The sequence below is a fragment of the Flavobacterium sp. CFBP9031 genome, assembly GCF_034044945.1.
Lineage (GTDB): Bacteria > Bacteroidota > Bacteroidia > Flavobacteriales > Flavobacteriaceae > Flavobacterium.
The window spans coordinates 55,552-69,487 of the sequence record NZ_JAXCWF010000021.1 but is presented as its reverse complement, the minus strand read 5'-3'; the positions used below and the strand labels follow the sequence as shown (position 1 = coordinate 69,487).

Here is a 13,936-nt window from a genome sequence, read left to right as displayed (position 1 = left end):
TATAAAACAAAAAACAGAAGTAACTTGAAAGCTACTTCTGTCTAAAAATGTATTTTTACTATTATTAATCCTGTATCGCTATTTTAGGACTAGTCAGTTTCAAGTTTCAACAACCTGAAACTTGAAACCTGAAACAAAAATTAACTAAGTTATACATTCGCAGCTAACCAGTCACCAACTTCTTTAGTGCCGTATGCTTTTCCGCCATTAGCTAGATCTTCAGTAACAACTCCAGCTTCTAAAGCTTTGTTTACAGCATCTCTCATCGCTTTTCCTTCCTCCATCAATCCGAAGTTTTCGAACATCATCGCAGCAGATAAAATAGTAGCCATTGGGTTAGCAATGTTTAATCCTGTAGCTTGTGGGTAAGAACCGTGAATAGGTTCAAATAAAGATACTTCAGCTCCCATAGATGCAGAAGGCATTAATCCCATTGAGCCTGAAATTACAGAAGCTTCATCAGTTAAAATATCTCCAAATAAGTTCTCTGTAATCAATACATCATAAGAGTTTGGCCATTGAACCAAACGCATAGCAACCGCATCAACAAATTCGTAGCTAACTTCAACTTCTGGATAGTCTTTTTCCATTGCCTGAACTGTTTCTCTCCACAAACGTGAAGTTTCCAAAACGTTTGCTTTATCAACGCAGCATAATTTTTTAGAACGGGTCATGGCTAATTCGAAACCTTTTTTAGCTAAACGCTGCACTTCTGCTCTTGTATAAACACAGTTGTCGTAAGCGGTATCTCCGTTGTCTTTTCTTCCTTTTTCACCAAAGTAAATTCCTCCAGTTAATTCTCTTAAGAAAACTAAATCAGTTCCTTCAATTCTTTCTCTTTTTAAAGGAGATTTATCTAATAAAGATGGGAATGTAAAAGTTGGTCTTACGTTTGCAAACAAACCTAAAGCTTTACGCATTTTTAGTAAACCTTGTTCTGGTCGTACTGGTGCAGAAGGATCATTGTCATATTTTGGGTGGCCAATTGCTCCAAAAAGAACGGCATCAGCATTTTTACAAACTTCATGTGTTGAATCTGGATAAGGTTCTCCCACTGCATCAATTGCAGCAGCACCGGTTAAAGCTGGTTTCCAAGTGATTTCATGTCCGAATTTTTTCGCAATAGCATCAGATACTTTTACGGCTTCATTTATTACTTCTGGTCCGATTCCGTCTCCGGCTAAAAGGGCTATGTTTAATTTCATTCTATATGTGTTATTAAGGTTCAAAGTGACAAAGTGACAAAGTGACAAAGTGACAAAGTTTCAAAGTTTCAAAGTTTCAAAGTTTCAAAGTTTCAAAGTTTTTAAAAGCAGACTAAAATCTTTGTCACTTTGTCACTTTGAAACTATATTAAGTTATAATGTTAAGCATTTTTTGCGTTGCAATAATCGCTGCAACGGTTTGATCTGAATCTAATCCGCGGGTTTTGAATTCTTTTCCGTTGTTGACCCATGTAATAATGGTTTCGCACAATGCATCAGAACTACTTCCTGGAGGGATTCTTACCGCATAATCAATTAATTTTGGAAGCGTTAATTTTTTGCTTTTATAAATCTTAGATAAAGCATTCATAAAAGCATCAAACTGACCGTCTCCCTGTGCATTTTCTTCGATTATTTCTCCGTTTAAATTTAAAGATAAAGTCGTAGATGGGCGCATTCCTTTAGAATGAACCAGCATATAAGAATTTATAGTTATTTTTTCTTCGTACGTATGACTGTCCAAAACATCCGAAATAATGTATGGAAGATCTTCTTTGGTTACGGTTTCTTTTTTGTCGCCCAACTCGATAATTCTTTGGGTAACCAATTTCAAATCCTCGTTGTTTAGTTTTAAACCTAATTCCTGAAGATTTTTTTCGATATTGGCTTTTCCTGAAGTTTTTCCTAGAGCATATTTTCTTTTTCTTCCAAAACGTTCCGGAAGAAGATCGTTAAAATACAAGTTGTTTTTGTTGTCACCGTCAGCGTGAATTCCAGCTGTTTGTGTAAAAACATTATCACCTACTATAGGTTTGTTGGCAGGAATTCTGTAGCCTGTAAAAGTTTCTACCAACTTGCTTACAGAATATAGAGAAGTCTCTTTTACATTGATGTTTACTTGTGGCAAATAATCGTTAATTACAGCAACAGTACTTTCAAGAGGTGCATTTCCAGCACGTTCTCCCATTCCGTTTACTGTTACATGAAGTCCGTTGATTCCAGCTTTTATCGCTTCCATAACATTAGCAACGCTTAAATCGTAGTCGTTATGTGCGTGGAAATCAAAGTGAATGTTTGGATATTTCGCTCTAATTTTTGAAATAAACTCAAAAGTTAGAGATGGAATTAAAACGCCTAAAGTATCAGGAAGTAAAACTCTTTTAATTGGCTGAGTTGCTAAGAAATCTAGGAATTGAAAAACGTAATCTGGAGAATTTCGCATTCCGTTGCTCCAGTCTTCCAGATAAACATTAGTTTCTATATTATTTTCTTTAGCTAAAGATATAATCTGAGCAATTTCAGAAAAATGCTGTTCGGGTGTTTTTTTCAATTGATGCGTTAAGTGATTCATTGAACCTTTGGTCAACAAATTTTGCACTTTGGCTCCAGCTTTTTTCATCCAGTCAATTGAAACGCCTCCGTCAACAAACGTCAGAACTTCGATTCTTTCAATGTAACCACGTTCTTCAGCCCATGAAGTAATGCCTTTTACGGCCTGAAATTCTCCTTCGCTTACACGTGCAGAAGCAATTTCGATTCTATCAATATTTAATTCCTCCAACAACAATTGCGCAATGGTTAGTTTTTCTGCAGCAGAAAAAGATACTCCTGAGGTTTGTTCACCATCACGAAGTGTCGTATCCATTATTTCAATTTTTCTTTTTTCCATATTGATGTTTCTAACGGGTGGAATATTTTTAATATTCCTGTTTTAATTTTGACGCTGATTTTACGGATTCGTTTTGCGAAGACTCTGATAAAACAGATTTTTTATATTGAATAAAATAAAATCCGCGTCCAATTATTCTAGAAAGACCCGACTGGTTTTTGAAACCTGTCGGGTCTAATATCCTGAATGAGATTTCTATTTAGTAAGGAAGTTTATCAGCAAAAGCTTTAATATCTTCCTTCATATCTTGTAAATAATCAATGTCGTCAAAACCATTAATCATATTGTTTTTTTTGTATCCGTTGATAGCGAAAGATTCTTGCTGACCAGTCGACAATAAAGTAATAGTTTGGTTTGGAAGATTGATTTCTAATTCTGTTTTAGGATCAGCTTCAATTGCTTTGAAAATAGTTTCAGCAAATTCTGGGCTGATTTGTACTGGCAAAACACCAATATTTAAACAGTTTCCTTTGAAGATATCAGCAAAGAAACTAGAAACTACAGCGCGGAATCCGTAATCGTAAACTGCCCAAGCAGCGTGCTCTCTAGAAGATCCAGAACCAAAGTTTTTTCCTCCAACCAAAATTTTTCCAGAATAAGTAGAATCATTTAAAACGAAATCTGCTTTTGGTGTATCGTCTCCGTTATATCTCCAGTCTCTAAAAAGGTTGTCTCCAAAACCTTCACGTTTTGTAGCTTTTAAGAAACGAGCTGGAATGATTTGATCTGTATCAACGTTCTCAATTGGCAGTGGCACTGCACTGCTGGTAAGTATAGTAAATTTATCGTATGCCATTTTAATTTTAGATTTTTGGACTTTAGATTTTAGATTTTTCTCATTGAGATGAATTTCTAAACGCTAAAATTTTTTGTATTAATGATGTAAATGAGTTTTATATGAAGGTTTGTATTTTAAAGTTTCATAAGCTATTCGCAAAGTGAAAATCTAAAATCTAAACTCTTCAATCTAAAATAATTCTCTCGGGTCAGTTAGTTTTCCTGTAACAGCAGCTGCAGCAGCCATAATCGGACTTGCTAATAAAGTTCTTGAACCAGGACCTTGACGACCTTCAAAGTTTCTGTTTGAAGTACTTACCGCATATTTTCCTGCAGGAACTTTATCATCGTTCATTGCTAAACAAGCAGAACAACCTGGCTGACGTAATACAAAACCAGCTTCAGTCAAAATGTCTAAAATTCCTTCTTCTTTAATCTGAGCTTCAACAACGTGAGAACCTGGAACTAACCAAGCGGTAACATTATCTGCTTTTTTTCTTCCTTTTACAATTTCAGCGAAAGCTCTAAAATCTTCAATACGTCCGTTTGTACAACTTCCTAAGAAAACATAATCGATTTGTTTTCCAATCATTACATCGTCTTCATTGAAGCCCATGTAAGCCAAAGATTTTTTGTAAGTTTCCTCACCGCCTTCAACTTGGTTGGCACTTGGGATATGTTTTGTAATACCAATTCCCATTCCTGGGTTAGTACCGTAAGTAATCATTGGTTCGATATCTTCAGCTTTGATGTTTAATTCAGCATCAAACACAGCATCAGCATCAGTTTTTAGAGTTTTCCAGTATTCAACAGCTTTTGTCCAAGCTTCACCTTTTGGAGCGTAAAGTCTTCCTTCAAGGAAATCGAAAGTAGTTTGGTCAGGAGCAATCATTCCTCCACGAGCACCCATTTCGATACTTAAATTACAAACTGTCATACGACCTTCCATAGTCATATTTTCGAAAACATCACCAGCATATTCAACAAAATATCCTGTTCCTCCAGAAGTAGTTAATTGAGCGATAATATAAAGCGCAACGTCTTTTGGACCAACACCTTTGCTTAATTGCCCGTTTACGTTAATACGCATTTTCTTTGGTTTTGGCTGCATAATACATTGTGTAGAAAGTACCATTTCAACCTCAGAAGTTCCGATACCAAAAGCGATAGCTCCAAAAGCACCGTGAGTAGACGTATGCGAATCTCCACATACAATAGTAGCACCTGGCAAAGTAATTCCGTTTTCAGGACCAACTACGTGTACAATTCCATTTTTTTGGTGACCTAATCCCCAGTGCGAAATTCCGTATTCGTTAGCATTATCTTCAAGAGCCTGAAGCTGGTTAGCAGAAAGCGGATCCTGAACTGGTAAATGTTGGTTTATGGTTGGTGTATTGTGGTCTGCAGTTGCAAAAGTACGTTGTGGGTATAAAACGTTAACGCCTCTTGACTTTAATCCTAAAAAAGCAACAGGACTCGTAACTTCATGAATGAAATGGCGGTCAATAAAAAACACATCTGGTCCATCTTCAATTTTACGCACTACATGTGAATCCCATACTTTGTCAAATAATGTCTTACTCATTTTTTATTTTTTTTAATTGTAATTTCTATAACCACAGCAATTTCCTGTTCATTATAATAGCAAAACAAAAGTAAAAAAAGATAAAAAAGCGTCAATTTCGATATTTCATTATATACGATACCCAAACTAATTTACAAATTGCCAAACGGCTTTTGCAGACTAAAATTTGAAAGAAAAATGATAAAGAAACTGATTTGCTTTTTCTTTTTCGGCTTTAATTTTACCTGATTGTTTTTTGTTTTAATAGTTTGCAAATTTATCTCAAAATCAATATAAAATATAAGAATTTAATTGAAAAAATCTAACAAAATGAATAAAAATAGTAATAATTGTTAGTTTTGAAATCTCTGCTTAAAAGACATTTTTTAAGTTTTTTAGCGCTTTTAAAGGAGTTTTTTGGACATTATTTAGATTCAATAAACAGTCTAAATACTACGACATCCAAGAAGTGTATTTTTATGAAATTTTATGATTTTATGCGGTAGTAATTGATTTTTTGAGAGCCGTATTTTTGAAAATTAATTCAATGAATTTTTAAATTCTAAAGGGGTAAGACTGGTTTTCTTTTTGAATAATTTACTAAAAGACTGCGGATATTCAAAACCTAATTGATAAGCAATTTCGGCTACCGAAAGATTAGTAGTAATTAGAAAATCTTTTGATTTTTCTATTAATTTCGAATGAATATGCTGTTGCGCATTTAATCCAGTTAAATTACGAAGCATATCGCTAAGATAATGGCTCGAAACATTAATCTGCGAAGCCAGAAATTCTACCGTAGGTAATCCTCTTTTTAGGGTTTCTGCATTACTGATATAGTTATCCAGAGTTTCTTCGACCTTTAATAACAAATCATGACTGATGGTTTTTCTTGTAATGAATTGGCGTTTGTAAAAACGATTGCTGTAATTCAGGAGAACATCTATATAAGAAACAATCACATCTTGACTCATCTCATCAATTGCCGAGTTAAGTTCGTTGTCGGTACTTTTTAATAATCCAATAATAATTGTTTTTTCACTATCTGAAAGATGCAGTGCTTCATTGGTGTCATAAGAAAAGAAACCATATTTTTTGATGCTTTTTCCTAAAGGGTAATTTCGAAAAAAATCGGGATGGAATAAAAGTGTATAGCCACCATATTCAGCACCTTCTTCATTTTTAGTAAAAATTAACTGATTGGGAGAAGCAAACAGGAGTCCGCCTTCATTAAAATCGTAATAACCTTGACCGTAACCCATTTTGCCATTAGTGGAAAACTTATAAGATACCTTATAGAAATCAAGCAAAAAGGCATGATTCGCTAAATCTCCATTAATGACCAATTGTGTATTGTCTACCAAACTCACCATCGGATGAAGCGGTTTTGACAATCGAAGCAGGTCATGAAACTGCGATATAGAAGAGATTTTTTCCGGATTATTGTTTTTCTTTTCCATGATATAAAAATAAGAAAATTAAAAGACTAATGAGGCTTTCCAAAAAGTATTATACAAGCTCCTTGATTTATGAAAGACCAGCTTCGGAGAAGCGAAATATTTATAGGAATCATATTTATTATTGAGAGCAGAGCTCCAGCGGAGCGACATCTGTATTGCAATAAATATGTCGCTCCGCTGGAGCTATTTTGCACTTTCATAATTGAATTTCTGTAAATATTTCGCTCCGATGGAGCTTAAAAAAAGAATATTGAAAGCTTTTTGGACAGCCTTATTAGGAGTTATTATGCTCCAAGAAACTGTTTTCCAAATTCGGTGCGGAAAGTTTCAGCGCCTAATTCTAATCGTTGGTTGTAAAGTGCTTTTGCGTCTTCTCCAGCAACATATCTTAATTGATTTTTTCCGTCGGTTGCTGCTTCATAAACCACATCGGCAATTTGCTCTGGGGTTGATGCCATTTCAAACATCGTGTCAACACTTGCAAACATACTGTTTGTCATGGCCTCGTATTCGGGTTTTGCTCCTGTATCAAGAGAGCCATGCAGAAATTCAGTTTTAATACCACCCGGAGAAACCGTTTTAATATGTACGCCAAACGGATTTAATTCGTAAGCCATACTTTCACTCCAACCTTCCAATCCCCATTTTGTTGCGTGATAAACAGATCCTAAAGGGAAAGCGATTAATCCGCCGATAGAAGTTGTAGAGATAAATAAACCGCTTTTTCTTTCTCTGAAATACGGAATAAAAGCATTGGTAACTCGAATAACTCCCAATAAGTTAGTGTTTAATTGTTTGGTGATTTGATCGTCAGAAAGACTTTCTAGAGGGCCAATTAATCCATATCCCGCGTTATTAAAAACAACGTCAATATCGCTTAATTTGATAGCTTTTTGAACTGTAGTTTGTATCTGTTCGTAATTGGTAACGTCTAATGGCAAAAGTGTTACATTTTTTAATTGAGAAAGTTCTGTTTCCTTTTCAGGAGTTCTCATTGTGGCGATTACATTCCATCCTTTTTCGTGGAATAATTTTGCTGTTGCTTTTCCTAAACCTGATGATGCGCCTGTGATAAAAATTGTTTTCATGATTATTACTTTTTAATTGTTTTAATTTGATGAAGCAAAGTTCAGGATACAGTACAGCTTAAAAGTGTTCATTTTGGTGCAATGAGTATCCAAAATGAATAATTGAAGTTTTTAAGAGAAAACAATGTACTTTTTAAGGTTTTTGGCGCTCTTTCATAATCATGTTAAAAATGCTTTTGTTAACAACTTTCACTTCTTTATTTCTCTAAAAAAAGCGTAAATTTGAATTCCTTCCATTTTTCATTTCGCATTTTGTTATGTTTCATGTTGTCAATGTTTTGCAATGTGTAAGATTTGAGATTTGGATCTTTAAAATTTGACTTTTACAACTCTATGTATTTAATATTCGATACCGAAACAACCGGATTACCAAAACGCTGGGATGCCCCGATAACCGATTCTGATAACTGGCCTCGCTGTATACAAATTGCGTGGCAGCTTCATGATGAAATGGGACAGCTCATCGAACATCAGGATTATTTGGTAAAACCAGAAGGATTTAATATTCCGTATGATGCCGAACGTATTCACGGAATCTCTACTGAATTGGCTGAAGCCGATGGAATCACTTTGGCCGAAGTTTTAGAGAAATTCAATATTGCTTTAAGCAAAACCAAATTTATCGTTGGACAGAATTTAGGTTTTGACGTTAATATTATGGGAGCCGAATTCCATAGAATGGGAGTGGAGTCTCAAATGAGCTCAATGCCTGTTCTGGATACTTGTACCGAAGTTACGGCTTCATTATTACAGCTTCCTGGAGGTCGTGGAGGAAAATTCAAACTTCCAACTTTGACCGAATTACACAGCTATCTTTTCGATCAGCCTTTCGCGGAAGCGCACAACGCAACTGCCGACGTTGAGGCAACTACGCGTTGTTTCTTAGAATTGGTTAGAAGAGAAGTTTTTACAAAAGAAGAATTAGATGTTCCGAAGGAATATTTTAAAGAATTTCAGGAAAGAAATGCTGAGCCATTTAAGTTAATTGGTTTAAAGCATATCAACTTAAAAGCAGCTTCTGATAAAATTAGAGAGCAGCTTAAAGCTTTAGCTGGAGAAGGGCAGCAAAATGTTGTTTCAGAAGAAGATAAAGCTGATTTTAAAGCAGCAAAATTTGCGCATTTACACAATCATACGCAGTTTTCGGTACTTCAATCGACTATCGGAATTGGGAATATAGTTGCCGCTGCCGCTAAAAACGGAATGCCAGCCGTTGCCATGACCGATACCGGAAACATGATGGGAGCTTTCCACTTTGTGAGCGCCGTGATGAACCATAACAAAGCAGCTTCTGGAAAAAATAAAGCTTTGGTTGAAGCTGGAGAAGAACCAACAGAAACCGAAGTAAAACCAATTGTTGGCTGTGAGTTTAATATTTGTGAAAACCATTTAGATAAAAGTAAAAAGGACAACGGTTATCAGGTTGTTTTAATGGCTAAAAATAAAGCGGGTTATCACAATTTGGCTAAAATGGCTTCGATTGCTTACACAAACGGATTTTACTATGTTCCGAGGATTGACCGCGCGATTGTGGAGCAATATAAGGGAGATATCATGGTTTTGTCTGGAAATTTATACGGAGAGATTCCGAGTAAAATTCTGAATATTGGTGAGAACCAAGCCGAAGAAGCTCTGATTTGGTGGAAAGAACAATTTGGCGAAGATTTCTATCTAGAAGTGATGCGCCACAATCAGGAAGATGAAAATCGTGTCAATAAAACCCTGATTGAGTTTTCTAAGAAACATGATGTCAAATTAATTGCGACAAATAACACCTATTACTTAAATAAAGAAGATGCCAATGCACACGATATTTTACTTTGTGTAAAAGACGGTGAAAAGCAGGCAACGCCTATTGGACGCGGACGTGGTTATCGCTACGGACTTCCAAATCAGGAATATTATTTCAAGTCGGAAGAAGAGATGAAAAAACTTTTCTCCGATTTGCCCGAAGCGATTATCAATATTCAGGAAATTATAGATAAGGTCGAAATATATTCACTTTATCGTGATGTATTGCTTCCGAAGTTTGATATTCCAGAAGAATTTGTGGTACCCGAAGATGAAGAAGATGGTGGTGTAAGAGGGGAAAATAAATACTTGAGACACCTTACTATGGAAGGTGCCAAAAGACGTTATGGCGAAATAACCGAATCGATTCAAGAGCGTTTGGATTTTGAGTTAATGACGATTTCAAACTCGGGTTATCCAGGTTACTTTTTGATTGTACAAGATTTTATTGCCGAAGCTAGAAAAATGGACGTATCGGTAGGGCCAGGTCGTGGATCTGCAGCGGGTTCGGCCGTTGCGTATTGTCTCGGAATTACCAATATTGACCCAATTAAATACGATTTACTTTTTGAGCGTTTCCTAAATCCTGACCGTGTATCGATGCCCGATATTGATATCGACTTTGATGATGAGGGGCGTGGACGTGTAATGGATTATGTAATCAACAAATACGGTCAAAAACAAGTGGCGCAGATTATCACTTATGGTAAAATGGCAACCAAATCGGCAATTCGTGATACGGCGCGTGTACTGGATTTACCATTATTCGAGGCGGATAGAATTGCAAAACTGATTCCAGGAATGATGCCGTCAAAATGGAATTTGGCGCGTTTTATTTCTGAGAGTGAAGATGAGGTTAAAAAAGCGCTTCGTTCTGACGAATTTGATAACGTAAAAGAATTAATCGCGATTGCCAATGAAGATGATTTGGCAGGAGAAACCATTCAGCAGGCAAAAATTCTGGAAGGATCGATGCGTAATACGGGAATTCACGCCTGTGGGGTTATCATTACGCCATCGGATATTACAAACTATGTTCCCGTAACGACAGCAAAAGACTCCGATTTATATGTAACACAGTTCGATAACTCGGTGGCAGAAAGTGCCGGATTGCTGAAAATGGACTTCTTGGGTCTGAAGACCCTTACGCTGATAAAAGATACCGTAAAACTGGTAAAATATAGGGTTGGAATTGATCTGGATCCAGATAATTTTCCAATTGATGACGAAGAAACATATGCGCTTTTCCAAAGAGGTGAAACTGTTGGAATCTTCCAATACGAGTCACCCGGGATGCAGAAATACATGAAAGATCTGAAGCCAACGGTTTTTGGAGATTTAATTGCCATGAATGCACTTTATCGTCCAGGGCCTTTGGAGTACATTCCGTCTTTCGTTCGAAGAAAAAATGGTGACGAAGAAATCAAATACGATTTAGATGCCTGTGCAGAATATTTATCTGAAACGTACGGAATTACCGTTTACCAAGAGCAGGTAATGCTTTTGTCTCAGTCTTTAGCAGGATTTACAAAGGGTGAGGCCGACGTTTTGCGTAAGGCGATGGGTAAGAAACAAAAAGACGTACTAGATAAAATGAAGCCTAAGTTTGTGGAGCAAGCTGCCGCAAAAGGTCACGACGCAAAAGTTCTGGAGAAAATCTGGAAGGACTGGGAAGCTTTTGCGAGTTATGCCTTCAACAAATCGCACTCGACTTGTTATGCTTGGATTGCTTACCAAACGGCTTATTTGAAAGCGCATTATCCTGCAGAATACATGGCAGCGGTACTTTCGAATAACATGAACGACATCAAACAGGTTTCTTTCTTCATGGAAGAATGTAAACGTATGGGATTGCAGGTTTTAGGTCCAGACGTAAACGAATCGTACTATAAATTTACAGTAAATGATGATTATGCTGTTCGTTTCGGAATGGGAGCGATTAAAGGTGTAGGTTCTGGAGCTGTAGAAACCATTGTAGAAAATAGAAAAGATGGAAGATATAAATCGATTTTTGATTTGGCGAAGCGAATTGATTTGCGTGCGGCCAATAAAAAAGCGATTGAAAACTTAGTACTTGCTGGTGGTTTCGACTCTTTTGAAGGAACAACCAGAGCACAATATTTTCATGATGATGGCGACGGAATTACATTTTATGAAAAAGCAATTCGGTATGGATCAAAGTTTCAGGAAAATGAAAATTCATCACAAGTAAGTTTGTTTGGAGAAGCCAGCGAAGTGCAAATTGCAGAGCCAATTATTCCTGCATGTGAAGATTGGAGTACAATGGAAAAACTGGCTAAAGAAAAAGAGGTTGTCGGAATCTACATTTCTGGACATCCGCTTGACGATTTTAGATTTGAAATGAAATACTTCTGCAATGCTCGATTGGAAGCTTTAAAGAGTATGAATGAATATGTTGGAAAGAATTTGCACTTTGCCGGAATTATCAATAACGTACAGCATCGTGTAGCCAAAAACGGAAAAGGATGGGCGGCTTTCAACTTAGAAGGGTATGATGAAAGTTACGAGTTTAAGATTTTTGGAGAGGAATATTTAAAATTCCGCCACTTCTTAATTCAGAACAATTTTGCCTTTTTAAAAATATTGATCAAAGACGGATGGGTAAACCATGATACAGGTAAAAAGTCAGATCCTAGAATGCAATTTGTGGAGATTCGACAATTGCAGGATATTTTAGAAGCTTTCGCTAAGAAATTAATAGTTCTGTTAAATATCAAAGATCTTCATCCTGAATTTATTCATAAGCTGAGTCATTTGTTTGCTGAATACAAAGGAGAGAATTCTGTGACTTTTGAAATCATGGAATTAGAAAAAATAAAAAAATTGGTTGAGGTTGAAACTCCAACAGATTTTGATTCAGATGATGCTGTTTTTGAGGGAGAAAATGAAAATGAAGATAGTGCGATGGAAGACACTAAGATTCAAGAGGTAAATGAGGTCGAAGAGATAAAAGTAGTCACCAAATTAACCATGCCGAGTCGTCGTTTGAAGGTTAAAATTTCTGCTGAATTACTGCAGGAGTTGGAGAAAATGCAGATTAATTTTAAATTGAACTAAAAAATTAACAGTTAAAATTTAAACACATGTTAATTTTTTATGTTAAAAATATGCATGCATAATAGTTTTTTAGTAATATTGCCCCAAATTACAACGTTTTCGTTCCAAGTCTAACTTTACAAACTGTAAGAATGTGTTAAAATATTCTATGTTTGTACTAATCAATAAATCAAAATTATGAAAAAGAACCTATTTTTATTAGGGTTATTAGTTTGCTCTATGGCCACAATGGCGCAAACAGAAAAGGCAGAGAAACCAGAAAGCTGGTATTTTAAATTGGGTGGATCTTATTTCAACCAAACTGCTTCAACTGAGTTTCCAACTGTTGGGGGGAATGCAGCATTAGACAGAACTTATGTAGGAGGAAAATTGGTTTCTGAAAAAAGCATTACAGGTTCTTTTGGACAAGGTTTTAGAACTGGTATAACTGCTGGTTACCGTTTTTCTACACGTATTGGAGTGGAGTTAGGAGTTAATTACTATTCTAGTAATGATAAAAAGATGGCTCAAACAACTACAGATACGCCAATTACTCCAACAGGAGAGTATAGCTTTAAATCTGTAGGTCAAATTACAGCTTTTGATTTAGCGCCTGCAATCGTGATGTTTTTAGGAGAATCTAATGGTTTTGAGCCATATACTAAAGTGGGAGTTTTAGTTCCAGTTCATGGAGATTTGGAGATAACTTCTGATGCATATGCTCCAGTTGCCTTCAATCCAACGACAGGTGTTCCAGTTGCTTTTGGAAATGTTCATAGTGTAGACAAAGTAAAACCAAATCCAACAATAGGATTTACTGCTGCAGTTGGTACAACTTACAGACTTACTAAACACCTTTCTGCTTTTGCCGAATTAGAATACCGCAACTTTACAGTTCATGGAAAAACAAAAGAAACAACTGAATTTACAGTAAATGGACAAGATGCGTTAGCTACAAGATCTACTTCGCAAATTCACACTATTTACAGAGATCAATTAGATATTAATTCTAATAATGCTTTGTTTAACCCTAATACAGCTACCCCAGATAAGAGAGATACAACTAGACCAAATGATAAAATGGATGAATTAAGTTCTTATGTTGGAATTTCTGGATTAGGATTAACTTTAGGTATCAAATACAGCCTATAATTTTCCAATTTTTTTTATAGTTTACAAAAAGAGGATATTCGAAAGAATATCCTCTTTTTTTTGACGCATTTTTTGTCATTTCGAGGAACGAGAAATCTCCATAAGTAGCTCTACAAAGATTGGTGACAATTGGAAAGGAGTTTCTCGCGAAGATTTCTCGTTCCTCGAAATGA

General features: G+C 36.0%; 8 protein-coding genes. 2 read left to right on the top strand and 6 right to left on the bottom strand.

From position 1 onward, the window contains the following. Window positions 1-149: 149 nt before the first annotated feature. The 6 genes from leuB to SOM12_RS23705 all read right to left on the bottom strand — a co-directional run bounded on the left by leuB (window position 150) and on the right by SOM12_RS23705 (window position 7,763). Window positions 150-1,205, bottom strand: coding sequence for a 3-isopropylmalate dehydrogenase (gene leuB, locus SOM12_RS23730; RefSeq protein ID WP_026727055.1), 1,056 nt, complete (start codon window positions 1,203-1,205; stop codon window positions 150-152). 148 nt (window positions 1,206-1,353) lie between these two features. After that, the gene (locus SOM12_RS23725) at window positions 1,354-2,874 is read right to left on the bottom strand and encodes an alpha-isopropylmalate synthase regulatory domain-containing protein (RefSeq protein ID WP_095929713.1); all 1,521 of its coding nucleotides are present in this window, start codon (window positions 2,872-2,874) and stop codon (window positions 1,354-1,356) included. Window positions 2,875-3,073: 199 nt separating this feature from the next. After that, window positions 3,074-3,670, bottom strand: coding sequence for a 3-isopropylmalate dehydratase small subunit (gene leuD / locus SOM12_RS23720; protein ID WP_095929714.1), 597 nt, complete (start codon window positions 3,668-3,670; stop codon window positions 3,074-3,076). Between the two features lie 171 nt (window positions 3,671-3,841). Further along, the gene (leuC, locus tag SOM12_RS23715; protein WP_229353150.1) at window positions 3,842-5,236 is read right to left on the bottom strand and encodes a 3-isopropylmalate dehydratase large subunit; all 1,395 of its coding nucleotides are present in this window, start codon (window positions 5,234-5,236) and stop codon (window positions 3,842-3,844) included. 518 nt (window positions 5,237-5,754) lie between these two features. Further along, window positions 5,755-6,675 carry a helix-turn-helix transcriptional regulator gene (locus tag SOM12_RS23710; RefSeq protein ID WP_320495818.1) on the bottom strand — a complete coding sequence of 307 codons (921 nt, stop codon included), beginning with the start codon at window positions 6,673-6,675 and terminating at the stop codon, window positions 5,755-5,757. A 284-nt stretch (window positions 6,676-6,959) separates the two neighbouring features. Next, complete coding sequence (locus SOM12_RS23705) at window positions 6,960-7,763, bottom strand: SDR family oxidoreductase (protein WP_320495817.1); 804 nt, start codon at window positions 7,761-7,763, stop codon at window positions 6,960-6,962. Between the two features lie 333 nt (window positions 7,764-8,096). Here SOM12_RS23705 and dnaE point away from each other — a divergent pair, with 333 nt between their 5' ends. Further along, window positions 8,097-12,632 carry a DNA polymerase III subunit alpha gene (gene dnaE, locus SOM12_RS23700; protein WP_320495816.1) on the top strand — a complete coding sequence of 1,512 codons (4,536 nt, stop codon included), beginning with the start codon at window positions 8,097-8,099 and terminating at the stop codon, window positions 12,630-12,632. 177 nt (window positions 12,633-12,809) lie between these two features. Further along, on the top strand, window positions 12,810-13,763 hold the full coding sequence (locus tag SOM12_RS23695; protein WP_320495815.1) for an outer membrane beta-barrel protein: 954 nt from the start codon (window positions 12,810-12,812) through the stop codon (window positions 13,761-13,763). Window positions 13,764-13,936 lie beyond the last annotated feature (173 nt).

Coding starts and splice junctions, on each gene's coding strand:
- leuB (WP_026727055.1), bottom strand. CDS start 1,205: ATGAAATTAAACATAGCCCTTTTAGCCGGAGACGGAATCGGACCAGAA.
- SOM12_RS23725 (WP_095929713.1), bottom strand. CDS start 2,874: ATGGAAAAAAGAAAAATTGAAATAATGGATACGACACTTCGTGATGGT.
- leuD (WP_095929714.1), bottom strand. CDS start 3,670: ATGGCATACGATAAATTTACTATACTTACCAGCAGTGCAGTGCCACTG.
- leuC (WP_229353150.1), bottom strand. CDS start 5,236: ATGAGTAAGACATTATTTGACAAAGTATGGGATTCACATGTAGTGCGT.
- SOM12_RS23710 (WP_320495818.1), bottom strand. CDS start 6,675: ATGGAAAAGAAAAACAATAATCCGGAAAAAATCTCTTCTATATCGCAG.
- SOM12_RS23705 (WP_320495817.1), bottom strand. CDS start 7,763: ATGAAAACAATTTTTATCACAGGCGCATCATCAGGTTTAGGAAAAGCA.
- dnaE (WP_320495816.1), top strand. CDS start 8,097: ATGTATTTAATATTCGATACCGAAACAACCGGATTACCAAAACGCTGG.
- SOM12_RS23695 (WP_320495815.1), top strand. CDS start 12,810: ATGAAAAAGAACCTATTTTTATTAGGGTTATTAGTTTGCTCTATGGCC.